At 61.2% G+C, this 19735-nt stretch carries 17 protein-coding genes; 5 read left to right on the top strand and 12 right to left on the bottom strand.

What is annotated here, in order from left to right; all coding sequences use genetic code 11:
* Positions 1-19: 19 nt before the first annotated feature.
* Positions 20-1630: an ATP-binding protein gene (locus J4E53_RS23185; RefSeq protein ID WP_103310336.1), complete on the bottom strand. Its 1611-nt coding sequence runs from the start codon at positions 1628-1630 to the stop codon at positions 20-22.
* Positions 1627-2349, bottom strand: a complete 723-nt coding sequence (locus J4E53_RS23180; RefSeq protein ID WP_060741042.1) for a response regulator transcription factor — start codon at positions 2347-2349, stop codon at positions 1627-1629. Before J4E53_RS23180 ends, J4E53_RS23185 begins: the two co-directional genes overlap by 4 nt.
* 863 nt (positions 2350-3212) lie before the next feature.
* Between J4E53_RS23180 and J4E53_RS23175 the strand changes: the two genes are divergently transcribed.
* Entirely contained in the window at positions 3213-6104 is a 2892-nt protein-coding gene (locus J4E53_RS23175; protein WP_060741041.1) for a ribonucleoside-diphosphate reductase subunit alpha, read from the top strand.
* Between the two features lie 271 nt (positions 6105-6375).
* On the opposite strand, the gene flgE is transcribed toward J4E53_RS23175, so the two are convergent.
* From flgE to J4E53_RS23145, 6 genes are all read right to left on the bottom strand, one after another.
* Entirely contained in the window at positions 6376-7674 is a 1299-nt protein-coding gene (gene flgE, locus J4E53_RS23170; RefSeq protein ID WP_103310338.1) for a flagellar hook protein FlgE, read from the bottom strand.
* Positions 7675-7702: 28 nt separating this feature from the next.
* A complete protein-coding gene (flgD, locus tag J4E53_RS23165; protein ID WP_060741039.1) occupies positions 7703-8425 on the bottom strand; it encodes a flagellar hook assembly protein FlgD in 723 nt (240 codons plus the stop codon).
* Positions 8426-8440: 15 nt separating this feature from the next.
* Positions 8441-8884, bottom strand: a complete 444-nt coding sequence (flgC, locus tag J4E53_RS23160; RefSeq protein ID WP_060741038.1) for a flagellar basal body rod protein FlgC — start codon at positions 8882-8884, stop codon at positions 8441-8443.
* A gap of 3 nt (positions 8885-8887) precedes the next feature.
* Positions 8888-9295 (bottom strand): flagellar basal body rod protein FlgB, encoded by a 408-nt coding sequence (gene flgB / locus J4E53_RS23155; protein ID WP_060741037.1) that lies wholly within the window; start codon positions 9293-9295, stop codon positions 8888-8890.
* A gap of 345 nt (positions 9296-9640) precedes the next feature.
* Positions 9641-10468, bottom strand: a complete 828-nt coding sequence (cheR, locus tag J4E53_RS23150; protein ID WP_003204735.1) for a protein-glutamate O-methyltransferase CheR — start codon at positions 10466-10468, stop codon at positions 9641-9643.
* 58 nt (positions 10469-10526) lie between these two features.
* The gene (locus tag J4E53_RS23145; RefSeq protein WP_060741036.1) at positions 10527-11453 is read right to left on the bottom strand and encodes a chemotaxis protein CheV; all 927 of its coding nucleotides are present in this window, start codon (positions 11451-11453) and stop codon (positions 10527-10529) included.
* A gap of 78 nt (positions 11454-11531) precedes the next feature.
* On the opposite strand from J4E53_RS23145, the gene flgA reads away from it, so the two are divergent.
* From flgA to J4E53_RS23125, 4 genes are all read left to right on the top strand, one after another.
* Positions 11532-12296, top strand: coding sequence for a flagellar basal body P-ring formation chaperone FlgA (gene flgA, locus J4E53_RS23140; protein ID WP_103310339.1), 765 nt, complete (start codon positions 11532-11534; stop codon positions 12294-12296).
* 172 nt (positions 12297-12468) lie between these two features.
* Complete coding sequence (gene flgM / locus J4E53_RS23135; protein WP_060741034.1) at positions 12469-12786, top strand: flagellar biosynthesis anti-sigma factor FlgM; 318 nt, start codon at positions 12469-12471, stop codon at positions 12784-12786.
* Between the two features lie 47 nt (positions 12787-12833).
* Positions 12834-13301, top strand: a complete 468-nt coding sequence (locus J4E53_RS23130) for a flagella synthesis protein FlgN (protein ID WP_060741033.1) — start codon at positions 12834-12836, stop codon at positions 13299-13301.
* Between the two features lie 92 nt (positions 13302-13393).
* Positions 13394-14140, top strand: a complete 747-nt coding sequence (locus J4E53_RS23125; protein ID WP_060741032.1) for a flagellar brake protein — start codon at positions 13394-13396, stop codon at positions 14138-14140.
* 62 nt (positions 14141-14202) lie between these two features.
* Here the strand turns inward: J4E53_RS23125 and J4E53_RS23120 are convergent, their stop codons facing one another.
* The 4 genes from J4E53_RS23120 to J4E53_RS23105 form a co-directional block, all read right to left on the bottom strand.
* A complete protein-coding gene (locus J4E53_RS23120) occupies positions 14203-15564 on the bottom strand; it encodes an MFS transporter (RefSeq protein WP_060741031.1) in 1362 nt (453 codons plus the stop codon).
* A gap of 70 nt (positions 15565-15634) precedes the next feature.
* On the bottom strand, positions 15635-16876 hold the full coding sequence (locus tag J4E53_RS23115) for a glutamine synthetase family protein (protein ID WP_170842326.1): 1242 nt from the start codon (positions 16874-16876) through the stop codon (positions 15635-15637).
* Positions 16877-17215: 339 nt separating this feature from the next.
* Positions 17216-17908 (bottom strand): sensor histidine kinase KdpD, encoded by a 693-nt coding sequence (locus tag J4E53_RS23110; RefSeq protein WP_060741029.1) that lies wholly within the window; start codon positions 17906-17908, stop codon positions 17216-17218.
* Positions 17901-19508, bottom strand: a complete 1608-nt coding sequence (locus J4E53_RS23105; protein WP_060741028.1) for a tetratricopeptide repeat-containing response regulator — start codon at positions 19506-19508, stop codon at positions 17901-17903. Before J4E53_RS23105 ends, J4E53_RS23110 begins: the two co-directional genes overlap by 8 nt.
* Between the last annotated feature and the right edge of the window lie 227 nt (positions 19509-19735).

The raw sequence follows: 19735 nt of genomic DNA, 5'->3' as shown, positions 1-19735 counted from the left end.
TCGGCACAAGCACCATCTCTCAAGACCTGTCCTGATGCCTGGGCCAACTCAAGCTGAAGCACGCCCCACCCAGGCTTTTGCTCTTGCCGATCAACGCCCGACCGTCATGCCAATGGATGATCCGCCGCACGATCGACAGCCCCAGCCCATGACCGCCTGAAGCGCGGGCGCGGCTGTCGTCCAGGCGCAGGAAGGGTTTGAAAATCCGCTCCCACGCCGCTTCCGGCACGCCAGGCCCGTCATCTTCCACGTCCACCCGACAGCGCAACTGGCCCACCTGGTAGCTGACGGTGACTTTGGAATGGGCGTGGCGCATGGCATTGCCCACCAGATTCTGCAAGGCCCGATGCAGAAAGCGTGGCTCGGCCTCGACCCAGGCGCCGTCGCAATCGGCGGCCGACAGGCATAGACCGCGCTCGACCGTGATCCCGGCCCGCAACGGCCCCAGCTCATCGATCACCTGATTAACCAGCGCATCCAGATCCACCCGCTGAAAATTCAACGCCGGCGAACCCTGCTCCAGCCTCGCGTAGGTGAGCATTTCGTCCACCAGCCGATCCAGGTCTTCGATGTCGTGGTCCATGCCCGCCAGGTATTTATCCCGGGCCTGGGGTGTGGTGGCGCTGCCGAGCATTTCCAGGCCAAACCGCAGGCGCGCCACCGGGGTGCGCAATTCGTGGGACACCGCCCGCACCAGCTCGCGCTGGATCGCCAACAGTTGCTGCAAGTGCTCGGCCATGCCATTGAACGCCGCCGCCAATCGCCCGACCGAGTCGGCGCCTCGGGCCGGCACCCGGGTTTCCAGGCTGCCCTGGGCGATCTGGGTGGCGGCCGACTCCAGGCCACGCAAGCGCCGCTCCAGCTGACGCACCAACAGATAGACGATCAACCCGATCAGGCTCAACCCCAGCGCCGCGATCAGCACCAGCCATTGCGGCGGGTAAGGGTTCATCTGGTACAGCGGGCCGATCTCCAGGACCCACGGTGTGCCAACCATGCCGGCGAAGACCCGGATCGAATCGCCACCCTTGCCCAGCGCCATCACCGTATCGCCCTCGGACACGCGACGGCGCTGGTCTTCGTCCATGTCGGCCTGCTCGGCGGTCATCAGTCGCAGGTCGAAACCAAACCCTTTTTCCTGCTCCAGTTGCGCCAGCCGCTTGGGTTGCTCGGCCACGGGGTAACGCACCAGTTCGTCGGCCAACAGGTAAATGGTCGCGCGGGCCAGTTGCTCGCTGATCTGCTGGACTTCCCCGACCAACATCAATTGCTCGGTGTCATTGACCAGCCGATAGACTTTTGCCGCATGGGGCCCGGTCTGCTCGACCAACGCCTGGCCGCGCAACACGCGAGTGCGCTGGCCGAGGTCCAGGTCGGTCTGGGAGAACGTCTGCAAGGCCAGGGGAATGCCCAGCAGACGCTCCCACACGGCTAATGCCCGCCGGCGCTCGGTGTCGTCCATCGGCCGCAGGTTGTCGGCCATCAACGAGAACGTGCCGTGGGCCAGGCGTTCGCGGTATTGCTCGCTGCGGGTCTGGTTGAGCAAGTGCAGGGCCAGCACGCCGAGGACCGCCACCAGCACCAGCGCCGCGCACATGCCGCCATAAATACGCAGGAAGATCGAATTCACGGCGCCAAGTCTGCGCAAGCTTCGGGAACGAACAGGTAGCCTTTGCTGCGGATGGTCTTGATCAGCCGGGGATGGTCCGGGTCGTCGCCGATCTTGGGCCGGATGCGCGAAATACGCACATCGATGGAGCGGTCCTGGCCGTCATAGCCGATGCCGCGCAGGGCGGTGAAGATTTCTTCCCGGGACAGGATGCGCCCGGCATTGGATACCAGCAGCCACAGCAGGTCGAATTCGGCGCTGGTCAGCTCGATACCGTTGCCCTGCAACCAGGCTTCGCGCAGGGCGTCGTCGACCACCAGCGGGCCGAATTGCAGGCGCCGCTGCTTCTGCGCCACGCTCGGCTCCGGCTCGCTGCGTCGCAGCAGGGCCTGGATCCGCGCCAATAGCAAACGCGGGCGAACCGGCTTGCAGACGTAATCATCAGCGCCCAGGTCCAGGCCCTGGATCTGATCGGTGTCGTCGGTGCGGGCGGTGAGCATCAGGATCGGCCCGTCATAGTGCTCGCGCACCTTGCGGCAGATGCTCAGGCCGTCTTCGCCGGGCAGCATCAGGTCGAGGACCACCAGGTCCGGCTGCTCGGCAATGATCCGCGCCGCCGCCACCGCACCGTCGCCTTCGATGGCGACACGCAACCCGTTGCTTTCGAGGTATTCCCGGGTCAGCTCGGCCAGACGCTGGTCATCCTCGACGATCAATACCTGCCAGGCTTCTTGTTCCACTGGGGGACCTTTTGGCTGATTAGCTAAATAAGGAGAGGCGTGTCGCCAATCTCACTGACAAGGCACGAACCCTGTGGGAGCGAGCTTGCTCGCGAAGGCGGTGTGTCTGTCAGCCTCCATGCTGCTGCTCCGACCCTATCGCGAGCAAGCTCGCTCCCACAGGTTGGGTCCTGCGCCTCCCCCGTCTTTTTGTCATGTTAAAGGAGGATAAACACACCCACGCACAGGCCGATTGTATAAACGCCGCCTGCACAGAAAACAAGCGGACAAATGCGTTCGGTCGAAGCAGGTTTTATGTGGTAACGTCCGCGCCCGCAAAAATCTTCAGGCTGTTTTCGGATCGTCGAAACCGGTGAAAAAAGGTCCACTCCAGCTAGGTCGCGGCCTACAGAGCAGTTCCACGTTTCGCACACAAATTACGCACAGGCTTATCCACAGGTAGTACGTTGCATACCCCCCAAAAACGCATTATCTTGTAGCCCGCCGCGTAAAAAACCCTACATGTAGGGTTTCAGGCCAAAAACCAAACACAAGTCGGGCAGAGAATTCAAGCGCTTTTCTTGCTTCTGTCCAACTGAAACATCGCATTTCCCCAAGCCCAGACCGCCCCTGCGGATGGCAGCTGTTTCAAGGTCGAAAACGACCGAAACGGTACGGGTGTTGCAGTCAATTGCTGCCACCCCGACAACCCGGTTTCGAGCCTCGCTCGCAACCTGAGAACTTCGGATGGAAGCGGCATTAAACGCCTGCTTCCTACTGTCCCGAAGTTGTTATGCCCGGCGCCAGTCGGTTGTAGTGCTTCAGGACGGAACGGTGGGCACCGTGATGGTGCCCAAACAAACATAGAGAACGTGGAGACACCCATGCACACCGACACAACTCGCGAGAACCCGCAGGGCACCGCGCCGCTGGCCGCCGATTCGAGCCCGGATCTGTCCGCCACCGCGCCGGGCCAACTGCGTGTGATCAAGCGTAACGGCACTGTCGTTCCTTACACCGATGACAAGATCACCGTCGCCATCACCAAAGCGTTTCTCGCAGTTGAAGGCGGCACCGCTGCCGCTTCGTCGCGAATCCACGACACCGTGGCCCGCCTGACCGAACAGGTCACCGCGACCTTCAAGCGTCGCATGCCGTCGGGCGGCACCATCCACATCGAAGAAATCCAGGACCAGGTCGAACTGGCCCTGATGCGTGCCGGCGAGCAGAAAGTGGCCCGCGACTACGTGATCTACCGTGACTCCCGCGCCAAGGAACGTGCTACCCGCTCCCCGGCCGACGCTCCGGTCCAGGCCCACCCTTCGATCCGCATCGCACGCGCCGACGGCAGCCTGGCGCCGCTGGACATGGGCCGCCTGAACACCATCGTCACCGAGGCCTGCGAAGGCCTGGAAGAAGTCGATGGCGACCTGATCCAGCGCGAAACCCTGAAGAACCTCTATGACGGCGTCGCCCTCAAGGACGTCAACACCGCGCTGGTGATGACCGCACGGACCCTGGTGGAACGCGAGCCGAACTACTCCTTCGTGACCGCCCGCCTGCTGATGGACACCCTGCGTGCCGAAGGCCTGAGCTTCCTGGAAGTCGCCGAGAGCGCGACCCACCACGAAATGGTCGACCTGTACGCCAAGGCGCTGCCCGCTTATGTCGCCAAGGGTATCGAGTTCGAATTGCTGAACCCGGTCCTGGCCGAATTCGACCTGGAAAAACTCGGCAAGGCGATCAACCACGAGCGTGACCAGCAGTTCACCTACCTGGGCCTGCAAACCCTGTACGACCGTTACTTCATCCACAAGGACGGTATCCGTTTCGAACTGCCGCAGATCTTCTTCATGCGCGTGGCCATGGGCCTGGCAATCGAAGAGAAGCAGCGCGAAGACCGTGCGATCGAGTTCTACAACCTGTTGTCGTCCTTCGACTACATGGCGTCGACCCCGACCCTGTTCAACGCCGGCACCCTGCGTCCACAGCTGTCGAGCTGCTACCTGACCACCGTTCCGGACGACCTGTCGGGTATCTACGGCGCCATCCACGACAACGCCATGCTGTCGAAATTCGCCGGTGGCCTGGGCAACGACTGGACCCCGGTTCGCGCATTGGGCTCGTACATCAAGGGCACCAACGGCAAATCCCAAGGCGTCGTGCCGTTCCTCAAAGTGGTCAACGACACCGCCGTTGCGGTCAACCAGGGCGGCAAGCGCAAGGGCGCGGTCTGTGCCTACCTGGAAACCTGGCACATGGACATCGAAGAGTTCATCGAGCTGCGCAAGAACACCGGTGATGACCGTCGTCGTACCCACGACATGAACACCGCCAACTGGATCCCCGACCTGTTCATGAAGCGTGTCTTCGATGACGGCAAGTGGACCCTGTTCTCGCCATCCGAAGTGCCGGACCTGCACGACCTGACCGGCAAGGCCTTCGAAGAGCGCTACGAGTACTACGAAGCCCTGACCGAGTACAACAAGATCAAGCTGTTCAAAGTCGTCCAGGCCAAAGACCTGTGGCGCAAAATGTTGTCGATGCTGTTCGAAACCGGCCACCCATGGCTGACCTTCAAGGACCCGTGCAACCTGCGCAGCCCGCAGCAGCACGTGGGCGTGGTCCACAGCTCGAACCTGTGCACCGAGATCACCTTGAACACCAACAAGGACGAGATCGCGGTCTGCAACCTGGGCTCGATCAACCTGCCGAACCACATCGTCGACGGCAAGCTGGACACCGCCAAGCTGCAACGCACCGTGAACACCGCCGTGCGCATGCTCGACAACGTGATCGACATCAACTACTACTCGGTGCCGCAAGCGAAGAACTCCAACTTCAAGCACCGTCCGGTCGGCCTGGGCATCATGGGCTTCCAGGACGCGCTGTACCTGCAGCACATCCCGTACGGTTCCGATGCCGCGGTCGAGTTCGCCGACAAGTCCATGGAAGCGGTCAGCTACTACGCGATCCAGGCTTCCTGCGACCTGGCCGACGAGCGTGGCGCCTACGAGACGTTCCAGGGTTCGCTGTGGTCCCAGGGCATCCTGCCGCTGGACTCGCAACAGATCCTGATCGCCCAGCGCGGCCAGAAGTACATCGACGTCGACCTGAACGAATCCCTGGACTGGGCACCGGTTCGCGCCCGTGTGCAGAAAGGCATCCGTAACTCCAACATCATGGCCATCGCACCGACCGCCACCATCGCCAACATCACCGGCGTGTCGCAGTCGATCGAACCGACCTACCAGAACCTGTATGTGAAATCGAACCTGTCGGGCGAATTCACCGTGATCAACCCGTACCTGGTTCGCGACCTCAAGGCTCGCGGCCTGTGGGACTCGGTCATGATCAACGACCTGAAGTACTACGACGGTTCGGTGCAGCAGATCGAGCGCATCCCGCAAGAGCTCAAAGCGCTCTACGCTACCGCGTTCGAAGTGGACACCAAGTGGATCGTCGACGCCGCCAGCCGTCGCCAGAAGTGGATCGACCAGGCTCAGTCGCTGAACCTGTACATCGCCGGCGCTTCGGGCAAGAAGCTGGACGTGACCTACCGCATGGCTTGGTACCGTGGCCTGAAAACCACTTACTACCTCCGTGCCCTGGCCGCCACCAGCACCGAGAAGTCGACCATCAACACCGGCAAGCTGAACGCGGTTTCCAGCGGCGGCAACCACGGTGACGATTCGGTCCTGGCAGCGCCAGCAGGACCTGCGCCAGTGCCAAAGGCCTGTGCGATCGACGAGCCGGATTGCGAAGCTTGCCAATAAGCTGAGCGGGTGGGCGCGTAAAGGCGCCCGCTGAAAGAAGCCCCCGATAGACCGCTGGTTTATCGGGGGTTTTCTTTTGTGTGGAGGAAAGTGGCGCCTGGCCTGGCCCCATCGCGAGCAAGCTCACTCCCACCTTTGAGCCGCATGTACAGGCCACTGTGGGAGCGAGCTTGCTCGCGATGAGGCCGGACCAGGCACAACAAAACCTGCGCCCACAAAAAAGCCCCTCTTGCGAGGGGCTCCTTGTGCAGCCTTCAAGCAACCCTCGATATCAAGCCATCTGAATGATGGTCTGCATGATGGTGCTCTGGGTGGAGATGGTCTTGGCGTTCGCCTGGTAGTTGCTCTGGGCCTTGATCAGCTCGACCAGTTCGTTGGTCAGGTTGACGTTGGACTCTTCCAGGGAGTTGGAGACGATCGAACCCAGGGTGCCAGTGGTGGGAGCGTCGTAGCCCGGGATACCCGAGGCGAAGGTTTCTTTCCAACTGGTGCCGCCCACTGGCTGCAGGCCTTGCTCGTTGGTGAAGCTGGCGAGCGCGATCTGGCCGATCGGCTTGGTCTGGTTGTTGCTGAAGTTGGCCAGCATCACACCGCTGCCATCGATGGTCAGGTTGGTGATCTGGCCGGTGGCGTAACCGTTCTGGGTCGGGATCGACCGTGCGGTGTCGGCGTTGAATTGGGAGGTATTGCCCATGGAAATCGTGATGGTTGGTGCACTCGCGGCGCCGTTGGCGGCCCATACGCCGTTGGTCACGGTGCCGGGAACCCAACCGGTCAGTACCAGATCACTATTGACCGTCGCTGGCGGAGTGGTGACCGTGGTCAACTTGCCGTTCGAATCGAAGTTCATGGTCGAAGGGATCGGCGCAGTCGCACCGGTCGTGGTCGGCAAGCTGCCGTTCAGGTTACGGCCATCGATCAAGGTGTAGACATTCCAGCTGTTGCCGGCAGTCTTGACCATGTACTGGTCCATGGAATGCTGGTTGCCCTGGGTGTCGTAGATCGGGGTAGTGAACTGCTTGGTGTACGTGGCCGTGTCGGTCGGATTGAACGCCGCGGTGATCGCTGTCGCTGTCGAGTTCAGGTTGATCGTCGACGAAACCAGGCTGGTGGCTTGTGGCGGCAGGTTAGAGGTGTCAATGCGCAGGTCAGTCAGGATACCGTTGAGGATCTTGCCGTTGGCGTCCACGCCGTAGCCTTGCAGGCGTGACGTACCATCACTGTTGGTGACGTAGCCTTCCTTGTCGGTCTTGAACGTACCGGCACGGGTGTAGCTCAGGGAGCCGTCGTTGCTCAGGACAAAGAAGCCCTGGCCCTGGATGCCCATGTCCAGCACGTTGCCGGTGTTGTTGACGTCACCCTGGCCGAACTGCTGGGAAACGTTGGCCAGGCGCACGCCGTTGCCGACGGTCTTGCTGCCCGAACCCAGCTTGGTGGCCGAGTAGACGTCTTCGAATTCCGCGCGAGACGATTTGAAACCGGTGGTCGCCACGTTGGCGATGTTGTTGCCGGTCACGTCCAGCTGTTTGTTGGCTGCATAGAGACCGCTAAGGCCGATGTTAAAAGACATGTTGACTCCTTTTGCCGGTTAGTCGGCTCTACATACCAATAGTTTGTACTTTGGACAGGGCAATGCTGCCCAGCCCGGCCAGGTTGAGCATCAGCTCGCCGCCCGTCTGGCTGATGGTCACGCTGCTGACCGTGGCCGGCAGGTTGGTGATCAGCGACGTGGCCTTGCCATCGATGGTGGTCGACGCAGCGAAGGTGTAAGTGCCCGATTCGACGACCGTGCCCGCATCGTTCTTGCCATCCCAGATGAAGGCCGAGTTGCCGGCGTTCTGGCTGCCCAGGTCGATGGTGCGAACGGTCTTGCCGTCCTTGTCCACGATCTTGACGGCGACGGAGGACACCGATGCCGGCACCACCACCGTACCGTTGAGGCTCTTGGAGGTATCGACCACAGCCTTGTCACCTGGGGCAATGACCGAGCGGCCCACCAGCGACGAGGCCTGCAGGGCCTGGGACGAGTTGTAGTTGCCGGCGATGCCGCTCACCGTCTCGTTGAGGGTGGTGATGCCTTCCAGGCTGCTGAACTGCGCCAACTGGGCAACGAACTCACCGTTGTCCTGTGGCTCCAGCGGGTTCTGGTTTTTCAGCTGGGTAACGAGCAGTTGCAGGAACGCATCCTTGCCCAGCTCCTTCTTGCCGGTGGCAGCGCTGGTCGCCGCGCCCAGGCCATCGGTCGTGGTGTTGGTCTTGACCGAGGAGTTGGCCAGAATCTCGTTGAGGCTCAAACCGCTTGTAGTGTTGGTAACGCTCATGTGACTCGCCCCTTATCACTGACCGAGGGTCAGGACCTTCTGCATCATGGCTTTGGCGGTGTTCATCATTTCGGCGTTGGTCTGGAACGAACGACTGGCGGAAATCATGTCGGCCATTTCTTCGACGACGTTGACGTTCGGGTAGTAGACATAACCCTTGGCGTCCGCGGCCGGATGGTTTGGCTCATAACGTGCTTCGAGGTTGCTCTGGTCCTCGACCACGCCAAGCACCTGTACGCCTTGCCCGGCCGCTTCCTGATCCTGGAACAGCGAGTCGCTGCCACCGGACTGGCCGCCCTGGAACATGGTGGCGAATACCGGGTGGCGGGCGCGATAGGTCTGGTCGATGCTCGACGAAACGGTCTCGGCGTTGGCGATGTTACTGGCGACGGTGTTCAGGCGAGTGGTCTGGGCACTCATGGCACTGCCGGCAATGTTGAATACGCTAGCAATCGACATGGCTTACTCTCCGCGCAGGGCCGATATCAGCCCTTTGAACTTACTGTTGAGCAGGGTGAAGCTGGCCTGGAAGTTCACGGAGTTTTCCGCGTAGTTGGACTGTTCCAGTTGAGCGTCCACGGTGTTCTGGTCGATCGACGGTTGCATCGGCGTGCGATACATCAGCGACTCGTCGCCATTGCCCAGGCCTTCGGCTTCGATATGACGGTTGTTGGTCATGTTCAAGGCGAAGTGGCCGTTCTTGGCCTTGTCGTTCTGCTCGGCGAGCACCTTGGAAAAGTCCAGGTCCCGCGCCTTGTAGTTCGGGGTGTCGGCGTTGGCGATGTTGTTGGCCAGGACTTCGGCACGCTGGGCGCGGAAGCTCAGGGCCTGTTCGTGGATACCGAGCGCTTTATCGAAGCTGATGCTCATGTCGGAAACCTTTGGGTGACCAGAATGTACGTACGACGGCTAAAGCAAGCGCCGTGCCATTTCCAAAAACCCCATAAACCGGGGCTTTGCGGGCACCGGCAAAGCGGCAATGCCAGAAAAGCGGCAACGGGTTTCCGCTTACCTGCCGCTTTTCTGCCGCTTTCACCCGGCGACGCGAGTCAAAATGTGGGAGCGAGCTTGCTCGCGATAGCGGTCTGTCAGTGACATGGATTTTGGATGGGCCGCCGCTATCGCGAGCAAGCTCGCTCCCACAGGAGATGGTCCCGGCTGGTAGGCAAAAAAAGGAGCCCCTTGGGGCTCCCGTTTTTTGACAACACCCGCGAATCACTTCGCCTGGTAGATGATCCCCGGGCTGCACTGGACCATCTGGTAATGATCCGGCAACCCGTTCAACGCCTCGGAGGCGCCAAGGAACAGGTAGCCGCCCGGCTTGAGGGTGCTATGGATACGCAGCAGGATGTCTTTCTTCACTTCGGCGGAGAAGTAGATCAGCACGTTGCGGCAAAACACGATGTCGAACTTGCCCAGGCTGGCGTAGCTGTCCAGCAGGTTGAACGAGCGAAACTCCACCCGGCTCTTGATCGGTGCCTTGACCACCCACTTGCCCGGCCCTTTCGGGTCGAAGTAGCGTTGCAGCCGGTCCGGCGACAAACCACGGCCGATGGCCAGGCTGTCGTACTCGCCAGTCTTGCAGTTATTGAGCATGGTCCCGGACAGGTCGGTGGCGACGATCTGCACGCCGCCTTTCAACTGGCCCAGGTTGGAGCGTTCGAACTCATCGATGGACATCGACAGCGAATAGGGTTCCTGCCCCGACGAACAGGCCGCCGACCAGATCCGCAAGCGCTGGCCCGGGCTGGCCTTGATGGCGGCCGGCAGCACTTTGTTCTTCAGTACTTCGAACGGATAGGTGTCACGAAACCACAGGGTTTCGTTGGTGGTCATGGCGTCCACCACCATCTCGCGCAAGCCGCTGCGCGGTTGGGTCTGGATACGCTGCACAAGCTCGCCCAATGACTTGAGGCCCTGTTGCTCCATCAATTTATTGAGACGGCTCGACACCAGGTATTGCTTGTTTTCACCAAGCAAGATGCCACAGGCTTTTTCCAGGAAGACCCGGAACTGTTCGAAATCCAAATTACCCGTAGACAAGATACCGCCTCTTTCATCGTGTTGACTTGCCGGGCGCACAACGCGCCCGACCTTTACTTTATTCTGCTGCCTTGATCCGATCGACCACCCGGGACGCCAGGTCATCGGGACGGAATTTCGCCAGGAAATCGTCGGCACCGACCTTCTTGACCATCGCCTGGTTGAAAACCCCGGACAACGAAGTATGCAAGATGATGTGCAGCTTTTGCATGCGCGGATCGCTGCGGATTTCCGAGGTCAGGGTGTACCCGTCCATCTCCGGCATCTCGATGTCGGAGATCATCATCAGGAATTCCTCTTCGGGCTTCTTGCCCTCGTCGACCAACGCACGCAGGTAATCCAGCGCCTGCCGCCCATCGTTCAACGCCACCACCTCCACACCGACCGTTTGCAGGCAACGGGTTACCTGCTTACGTGCCACCGACGAATCATCGACGGTCAGCACCCGCAGCGAAATCGCCTTGTGCTGGGTCTCGGCGTCCACCACACCCGCAGAAATCGCTTCCGGCGTGGGCGCCACTTCGGCGAGGATCTTCTCCACGTCGATGATTTCCACCAACTGGTTGTCGACCCGGGTCACAGCCGTCAGGTAGTGATCGCGGCCGGTGCCCTTGGGCGGCGGATGGATCTCCTCCCAGTTCATGTTGACGATGCGCTCCACCGAGCGCACCAGGAACCCCTGGGTCTTGGTGTTGTACTCGGTGATGATCACGAACGGATTGCTCTGGTCCAGCAACCGACCGGAACCGGTCGCCATCGCCAGGTCGAGAATCGGGATGGTCGCACCCCGGATATTGGCCACACCGCACACGACGGGGCTGGACTTGGGCATCAGGGTCAGCTTGGGGCATTGCAGCACCTCGCGGACCTTGAATACGTTGATCCCGTACATTTGTTGGCCGTCGAGACGGAACAACAACAGCTCCAGGCGATTCTGACCGACCAGCTGAGTGCGCTGGTTCACCGAATCCATTACTCCCGCCATGCCCTGACTCCTACCTAACGCTAATGTGTCCGACGCGCATTCATCACTAAACGGCACGGGGCTTGCTATTGAACCGGCATGAACGCACAAACGACATTTTCTCGACGCCTGACCACTCACTGCCGCCACTGGCTCGGTGCACTGCTGGCTGCCTGCCTGTTCATTTCGGGCGGTCCTGCCCTTGCGGCGGCTCCGGTTACCTTGCCTGATCTCCTTATCGGCGTCACTCAGGGCTTTCTTGAATTCACCGTAGAAGACTACCTGGCAACCAGTCAAACCGAAGGTCGTTACGAAATCGAAGTCAACCAGCTCGACCCGCGCCTGCGCATGCCCATGTGTGACAAGGAATTGACTGCTTCGCTGGAGAGCCCGGCCCGGCCCCTGGGCCGTGTCACGGTGAAGGTTCGCTGCGACAGCGCCGCGCCCTGGACGGTGTTCGTGCCCGCTCAAGTGCGCCTGTTCCGGGAAATTGTCACCACCACGCGTCCGCTCAAGCGGGCCGGGATCGTCGAGTCCCAGGACGTGATGTTGCGCGAACGGGACATCAGCCAGATCACCCAGGGCTTCCTGACCTCTGTCGATCAGGCCATCGGGCAGAAACTTGTCCGACCAATGGTCGCCGATCAGGTCGTGACGCTGGTGCACCTGGAACAGGCCGAGGTGGTCCGCAAGGGCGACCAGGTGGTCATCACCGCCCGCAGCGGCTCACTGGCCGTGCGGATGCCCGGCGAGGCCCTGTCCAACGGCGGCATGCGTGAACAGATACGGGTAAAAAACCTCAATTCCCAGCGCGTCATCAAGGCGCAAGTGATGGCTCCAGGCCAAGTGGAAGTGGCGATGTAATGACCCGATAGAGGAGGTAGAAAGCTGGCGCTTGATCCCGGTGTTCCCTAGACTGTGCCTTACGCCAAGGCAAGCGCAGACGTGCGCACGTTCATTGAATAAATGAGCCTAAAGTTTTTTTGGGGATGGCCGAAAACATGGCAAGCGTCCAAATACCCAGAGGTTTTTTACCATGGTCATCGATTTCAATCGTTTAAACAGCTCTTCACCGCTGACAGGCACTACGCGTACCAGCGCCGCCAAGGAAACCGTCGAATCCGACAAATCCGCACCGGTGTCCACGCCAGCCGAACAGGTCAGCAACGGGGAGTCGGTACACCTCAGCAATGAGGCTCAGCAGTTGCAGAAGCTCACTGACAAGCTGCGCGATCAACCTGTCGTCGACAACGCCCGCGTGGCCGAGTTGAAAGCAGCCATCGCCGATGGCAGCTACAAAGTCGACAGCAACCGCGTAGCCAGCAAACTGCTCAACTTCGAAGCCCAGCGCTAGGCCGCCGCCTGCGCCAGGCTTTTGGACGCTAAGACCCAAGGCCAGCCATGCACGACACTCATTTGTTGCAACTGATCATCGACGACTTCGTTCCAGCGCAACAATTGCTGGAGTTATTGCAGGCCGAATCCGTGGCCCTGCACGGTCGTGACATGCCTTTGCTGGAAACCATCCTGGCGCAGAAACAGGCACTGATCATCTTGCTCGACCAGCATGGCCGCAAGCGCAGCGAGATCCTCGCCAGCCTCAACCTGCCCGCCAGTCATGACGGCCTTGAGCAGTTGGCTGCCCAGTCGACCATCGGCGATCAGCTGCGGTCCCAGAGCAAAGTGCTCAACGACCTGCTCGCCCAATGCCAGGCAACCAACGCCCGCAACGGCCAGTCGATCCTGATGCAGCAAGCCGCCACCGCCAACCAGTTGCGCATTCTCAACGGTGGCGAGATCCCGACGCTGTACGACGCAAGCGGTTCGACGGCCAGAATGGTCAAGCACCGCCCGCTCAGCCAGGCATGAAACGAACAATGCCTTCGCTCTATCAACGCGCGATACATGCTGGCAAAATGCCGGCCATTCGTAGTCGTATTTTGCCTGGAGATTGACCCACCGTGTTCAATGCCTCAAACGCGGATGACGCTCCGCAGCCCCCCAAGGTCCTCACCACGCCCCTGGAAATTTCTGGCAACCTGCGGATGCTGCAAGATAGCCACGACCCGCTGATCATTACCTTCCATGAACGTACCCAGCGCTTCCAGAGCTATCTGGTCAATGTCGATCGCGAGACCAATTCCATAGCCCTGGATGAAATGATTCCCCGGGACGGCGAGCGTTTCCTGCTGGCCGGCGAGCCGTTTCGCGTCGAAGGTTTCCATGACGGCGTACGCATCGCCTGGGATGGCAAGGGCCCACTGACCATCGATGAATCCAGCGACGGTCGCTGCTATCGCGGCGCCCTGCCCGACGAAGTGGTCTACCACCAGCGTCGCAACGCCTTCCGCGCCGCCCTGAAACTGGCCCAACTGGTGAGCGTTGAACTGGGCGGCGACAAGCTCAAGTCCCCCGTGGACGGCAAGCTGCTGGACATTTCCGCCACCGGTTGCAAGCTGCGTTTCGACGGTGACATCACCGAACGCCTGCAATTGGGCCAGGTGTACGAGCGCTTCATCGCGGCCCTGCCGTTTGGCAACATGATCGCCCCGGTCGAGCTGCGTTACCTGCATTTCGAAGAAAGATTCAACACCACCTTCGCTGGCGTACGTTTCCACAACATCAGCGGCCTGGTGCAACGGCAGGTCGAGCGGTTCGTCTACCAGCTCCAGCGTGAAGCCCGACGCTTCGATAAAGACGACCTCTGATCGTCGAGCCATGAAAAAACGGGCAGTCCCTTGCGGCCACTGCCCGTTTTTTTATGCCCGTTTCAAGGCCTGGCCTGGGTAAAGCTAGGGGCCTCAGGCGCCTCGGCGTCAGCTTCAGCCACGGTCTCAGTGGCGGGCTCTGGCTCCATCTCCGGGCTGGCCGGTGCCTGCATCTGCTCCTGCACCACTTGTTCATCCACCCGTGGATCGAGGCACGCCACCAGAGGCGAACTCGACATGCTGTCCGGCATCGCCACGTGATGCAGCGGTGCGTCATCGACCTGATGCAGGTTGGTCACCGCTTTCGGCCGGATCCGCCACACCAGCACCAGGGCGAAGAAGGCGAAAAAGCCGTAGAGCATCTGGCTACCGAACATCTTCATCAGCACCCCCGCCACCAGCGGCCCGATACTGGCGCCAACGCCATAGGTCACCAATAGCATCGCGGTCAGGGACACCCTTCGATCCGCTTCGACGTGGTCGTTGGAAAACGCCACCGCCAGCGGATACAGGCAGAACTGCACCAACGAACAGAAGAACCCGGCGACGAACAGCACCTCCAGCGGCACCGCCGGAAGGATCGCCAACGGCAGCGCACAAATCGTCAGGACCAGCGCAAAGCAGCGGATCAGCAGCGCCCGGTCGTAGCGGTCAGAGAGCCAGCCCAGCGGCCACTGCACCAACAATCCGGCAAAGATGCAGCTCCCCATGAACAGACCGACCTGCTCGGTCGACAGGCCCTGCTGGGACGCGTACAGCGGTGCCAAACCGTAGAACGAGCCGACGATCAGCCCCGAACCCAACACCGTGCTCAACGACTGCGGCACACGCTTGATGAAGAAACGCGGCTCCATGGGCGCCGGATGCAGCGCCGCCGGGTGAATTCGCCGGGTCAGCGTTACCGGCACCAGGCACAGGGCGAAGCACAGCGCCACCAGCATCAGCAGCTCCAAGCCCAGGGCCGGGTGCATGACCAGGATCAACTGCCCCAGCACCAGCCCCAGGTACGAGGCGATCATGTAGCCGCTGAACACCACCCCACGCTGCTTGGCATCGGCCTGCTCATTGAGCCAGCTCTCGATGACCATGTACTGGCACATCATGCCCAGGCCAACAATCATCCGCAGCACGATCCACGCCGGCAGCCAATCCACCAGGCCATGGCCCAGCACCGCTGCCCCGACGATCCCGGCGCAGGCCGAATAGGCGCGGATGTGCCCGACGCGGGCGATCAGCCGGTGGCCGATCTTGCCGCCCAGCACCAGGCCGAAGTAGTTGGCGGCCATCAGCGCACCGACCCAGAGGCTGTCCACATGGTCGGCGGCCAGGCGCAAGGCCAGGTAAGTACTCAAGAGGCCCGAGCCGATCAACATCATCAGCGAGGCGAAATAAAGCGCTCGAAAAGGTTTCCAGATTTGGCGCATCGGCGTTCCGAGCGGCTCCTTGAGGTGAGTAAGGGCTATCCGTTGAAGATAGCCCGAATGCAGCGGTTCTTTATGCCTGGGCCGCCAGGACACGTCGCTCCCAGGGCGTGATTTCATCGAAGAAGCTGGTCAGCTCCAGGGTCTTGGAAGCGATGTAGCCTTCGATGAACTCCGTGCCGAACAGTTCCTTCGCCAGATGACTACGCTTCAGACGCTCCAGGGCGGCATGCAAGGTACATGGCAGCGACAGATTATCCGGCACTTCGAATTCGCCCTGGATCGCCGCGCTCGGCTCCAGGCGCTGTTCGATCCCGTACAGCCCGGCGGCCAGGCTGGCGGCAATCGCCAGGTAGGGGTTGGCATCGGCCCCGGGCAAGCGGTTCTCGACCCGTCGGGCCACTGGCGAACTGGCGGGAATCCGCAGCCCGGCCGAACGGTTGTCATGGGACCAACAGGCATTGTTCGGTGAGGCGAACGGATGGCACAGCCGCTGGTAGGAGTTCACGTTCGGCGCGAACAACGCGGTGAAGTCCGCCAGGCAAGCCTGTTGCCCACCGATGAAATGCCGGAACGCGGCCGTCGGCTCGCCTGCTTCGTCGCTGAAGACGTTGCGGCCGCTGTCCGCCTCGACGACGCTCTGGTGGATATGCATCGAACTGCCCGGCGTGTGGGCCAGGGGCTTGGCCATGCAGACCACGGTCAGGCCGTGCTTGAGGGCCACTTCCTTGAGCAGGTGCTTGAACAGGAAAGTCTGGTCGGCCAGCAGCAGCGGGTCGCCGTGCAGCAGATTGATCTCGAACTGGCTCACGCCCATTTCATGCATGAAGGTGTCGCGCGGCAAGCCCAGCGCCGCCATGCAGGCATAGACCTCGCTGAAGAACGGGCGCAGGCCGTTATTGGAGCTGACGCTGAACGCCGAGTGGCCGTCTTCGCGACGTCCATCCAGGCCCATCGGCGGCTGGAACGGCTGGGTCGGGTCCGGGTTGGGGGCGAACACGAAGAATTCCAGCTCGGTCGCCACCACCGGCGCCAGGCCAAGGGCGGCATAACGCGCGACAACGGCCTTGAGCTGGCCGCGCGTCGAGAGCCGGGAGCTTTCACCGGTCAGTTCGTCGGCGTCGCAGATCGCCAGGGCACGAGGCTGTTGGCTCCAGGGCAGGCGGTGGATCTGTTTCGGGTCGGCCACCAGCGCCAGGTCGCCGTCATCGCTGCCATAGAAACGCGACGGCGGATAACCGCCCATGATGCATTGCAGCAGCACGCCTCGCGCCAACTGCAACCGCCGCCCTTCGAGGAAACCTTCGGCGGTCATCACCTTGCCCCGCGGCACGCCATTCAAATCCGGCGTGACACATTCAATCTCATCAATGCCCGTCAGTCGCTGCGCGAGTGAACGCTGGCCATCGGTCGTCATGACGCAATCCTTGTTATGTGCGAGCCGCGAACGGCAACCCGTACAAAATAGGCTCCGGCTGTTCGGAATATCAAGCGCCCGGAGGCAATTAAAATCTTATGCAATACGACTGTGGGAACGAGCTTGCTCGCGATAGCGTCGGCCCAGCCAATATTGAGTTGACTGATACACCGCTATCGCGAGCAAGCTCGCTCCCACAGGGGATTTGTGTTGCCAGGGATACTCAGGAGGGCCTGTTCAGGGCAAATAAAGCCGGAACACCCCGCCGCCCAACACACCGCCATTGGCAATCTCGGTCCGCCCGCTCACGCCGCCGCGCTGGTGCAGCCCGGCGATTCGCGCGGCAAAGTACAGGCCCAGCCCGGTGCTGCCGCTGCTGTGGTTGATACCTTGCACATACTCGGCCTGACGCTCGATCATCTCTGGCGGATAACCTTCGCCGTCGTCATTGATGGTCAGCACCAGTTGCCCGGCTTCGTCACTCACACTGATCAGCAGCGCCTGGCGCGCATGGCGAATGGCGTTGTTGATGCAGTTGTCGAGCACCGAGGCCACCAGCTCGCGGTCGAAAAAGCCCAAGGGGCTGAGGGGATCGACATCGTAGGTGGCCATGATTCCGCGGCTGCGGAACACATCCTGATGGCCGGCCAGTTGCGCCTCGATGAAATCGTCCAGCTCGTGGTAGGCCGGGTGCAACGGCAACTGGTTGACGCCGAGCTTGTACAGCCCCAGCAACTGCACCATGAGGCCATTGAGGTGGGCGAACTCGAACTCGATGACACCCTGCTCCGACGTCTGTCGCTCGGATTCGGGCAGGCGTTCGAGCCATTGCCCATGTGCCTGCATGAGCAAGGTCAGGGAGTTTTTCATGTCGTGCACGGTCGACGCGATCACCGTGGAAAAATCGAGGGCCTGTTCGCTGTCATTCATCGCCAAATGCCTTGCTTCGCAGTTTTTGATAACGCGCAAAACGCGCATCGGAGTCGGGCATCATGCCCACCAGTTTCAGGCAGGCGCGGCACTCCTGCAGCAGCTCCGACTCCACGCTGGTGTCGGTGCCATGCAGCAGCGATTGCGCCATGTTCAGGGCAATACTGATGTTCTTCGGTTGCATCTTCAGCGCACGGCGGAACAGCTCCCGCGCCTCCGGCAATGCGCCGGTCTTGTAGACCCGCACGCCTTCGCGGTTCAACTCGGCGGCGGCATTGCCCTGATTGAGGATATTCGGGTCGTCGGTGAGCTTGGCAATGCCTTGCATCACCGCCGGGTCATCACCGTAGATTTCCGCGCAGTTCTTGAGCATCGACTCCCCGGCGCTGGTCTGGCCAAGCATTTGCAACTGCTTGGCCACCAGCAACGCGGCCTCGGCGCTCATGAACTGCTCCATGCCATCGAGGCGCTGCAAGGCCTGTTCGGTGAGCTTCTCGGCGGTTTCGGCATCGTTGAGCAACAGGCTGGTGGCCTTCATCAGCCGCGCCCGGACCTGCAACCCCGGGTCGTTGAGGTTCTCCTTCGCCACAGCGCTGAGGGTGGTGTTGATCTCCAGCCGGGTGCGAGTATCGAGGCCTTTTTCGCTGCCCTTGCTGATCAGCGCGTGGGCCAGGCCGAGGTTGCTTTCCGGGTCCTTGAAGCGCGACTGCGCGCCCTGCCCGACCGCCTGGCGATAAGCCCGGGAAGCCGTGTCGTAGTCTTCGTTGGTCATCGCCAACTTGCCCAACAACGACTGCCGGCGCACGGCCAGCGGCGACAGGCGCACCGCCTCTTCCAGCACGTGCTGCGCCTGCTTGGTATCACCTTCGGCCATCAACACTTCGGCCATGCCGTCGTACAACGCCGGCATCATTGGAAAGACTTTCAGGGCTTTTTCATAAACGGCCTTGGCCTGCCCCACCTGGCCGCGCTTGAACATCAACTTGCCCAGCCCCGCGTAGGCCCACGGCAACGGGCGATCTGCGATGATGGAGTTGTACAGCCGCTCCAGGGCCTCGTTCTGATTCAGGTCGCGCAACGCATCGGCCCGATAACGCAGGCACAACGGCCCGTAGCGCGGGTCCTGCTTGCACAAGGCGATGCAGGCATTGAGCACCTCCATCGGCTTGCCGCGATCGAGGGCTTGCAGGATCGGCTTGAGCAGGGTCTTGCGCTGCTCGAGCCGCTCCAGCCGCTGGGCCAGGCCGGAGCGGTTGAACGGCTTGGTCAGGTAGGCATCCGGCTCATGCTCCAGGGCACTGAGCACCATCGCCTGGCTGGTTTCGGCGGTCACCATGAGGAACACACTTTCATGGCTGATCAGCTTCTCGACCATCAGGTCTTCCAGCACCTGCTGGCCATTCTTGCGCCCATCGCCCAGGTGATAGTCCTGCAAGATGAAGTCATAACGCTTCTGCGAGCACATGCGCAGCGCCACTTCACCGGTGTCGGCGGTGTCCACGTCCTTGACGCCCAGCTCACGCAGCATGGACCGGATCGAACTGCGGAAATCCGAGAAGTCATCGACGATCAGAAAACTTTTTTGGTGGTACGCCAGCATCGAGGATGTCCAGGCAAGTAAGAAAATAACCCAATGGCATAACAACGAAACGCCGTGTCACAAGCCCGAGGCGCGCAGATGATAGCCACCAGCCAGCAACGTTCAAGGGATTTCAGCAATCGCTTGGTTTGGCTGTGTCGTGACGCACATTGCGAGCCAAAACGCAGGAGACAACCGGGCTCATCGGGTTATCGGCAGCAGATGGCGTTCCGTTAAGGGGAAGGTGT

It is taken from the genome of Pseudomonas sp. FW305-28, from assembly GCF_017351395.1.
Lineage (GTDB): Bacteria > Pseudomonadota > Gammaproteobacteria > Pseudomonadales > Pseudomonadaceae > Aquipseudomonas > Aquipseudomonas fluorescens_AA.
Note: the sequence above shows the minus strand (reverse complement) of the source record. Positions and strands in the feature narration are given on the sequence as shown.

What these genes read in the sequence shown, in the direction of transcription:
- J4E53_RS23105 (WP_060741028.1), bottom strand. Translation starts at nt 19,508, where the DNA reads ATGCTGGCGTACCACCAAAAAAGTTTTCTGATCGTCGATGACTTCTCG.
- flgA (WP_103310339.1), top strand. Translation starts at nt 11,532, where the DNA reads ATGAACGCACAAACGACATTTTCTCGACGCCTGACCACTCACTGCCGC.
- flgE (WP_103310338.1), bottom strand. Translation starts at nt 7,674, where the DNA reads ATGTCTTTTAACATCGGCCTTAGCGGTCTCTATGCAGCCAACAAACAG.
- flgD (WP_060741039.1), bottom strand. Translation starts at nt 8,425, where the DNA reads ATGAGCGTTACCAACACTACAAGCGGTTTGAGCCTCAACGAGATTCTG.
- J4E53_RS23145 (WP_060741036.1), bottom strand. Translation starts at nt 11,453, where the DNA reads ATGGCGGGAGTAATGGATTCGGTGAACCAGCGCACTCAGCTGGTCGGT.
- J4E53_RS23110 (WP_060741029.1), bottom strand. Translation starts at nt 17,908, where the DNA reads ATGAATGACAGCGAACAGGCCCTCGATTTTTCCACGGTGATCGCGTCG.
- J4E53_RS23115 (WP_170842326.1), bottom strand. Translation starts at nt 16,876, where the DNA reads ATGACCGCCGAAGGTTTCCTCGAAGGGCGGCGGTTGCAGTTGGCGCGA.
- flgB (WP_060741037.1), bottom strand. Translation starts at nt 9,295, where the DNA reads ATGAGCATCAGCTTCGATAAAGCGCTCGGTATCCACGAACAGGCCCTG.
- J4E53_RS23120 (WP_060741031.1), bottom strand. Translation starts at nt 15,564, where the DNA reads ATGCGCCAAATCTGGAAACCTTTTCGAGCGCTTTATTTCGCCTCGCTG.
- J4E53_RS23130 (WP_060741033.1), top strand. Translation starts at nt 12,834, where the DNA reads ATGCACGACACTCATTTGTTGCAACTGATCATCGACGACTTCGTTCCA.
- flgM (WP_060741034.1), top strand. Translation starts at nt 12,469, where the DNA reads ATGGTCATCGATTTCAATCGTTTAAACAGCTCTTCACCGCTGACAGGC.
- flgC (WP_060741038.1), bottom strand. Translation starts at nt 8,884, where the DNA reads ATGTCGATTGCTAGCGTATTCAACATTGCCGGCAGTGCCATGAGTGCC.
- J4E53_RS23175 (WP_060741041.1), top strand. Translation starts at nt 3,213, where the DNA reads ATGCACACCGACACAACTCGCGAGAACCCGCAGGGCACCGCGCCGCTG.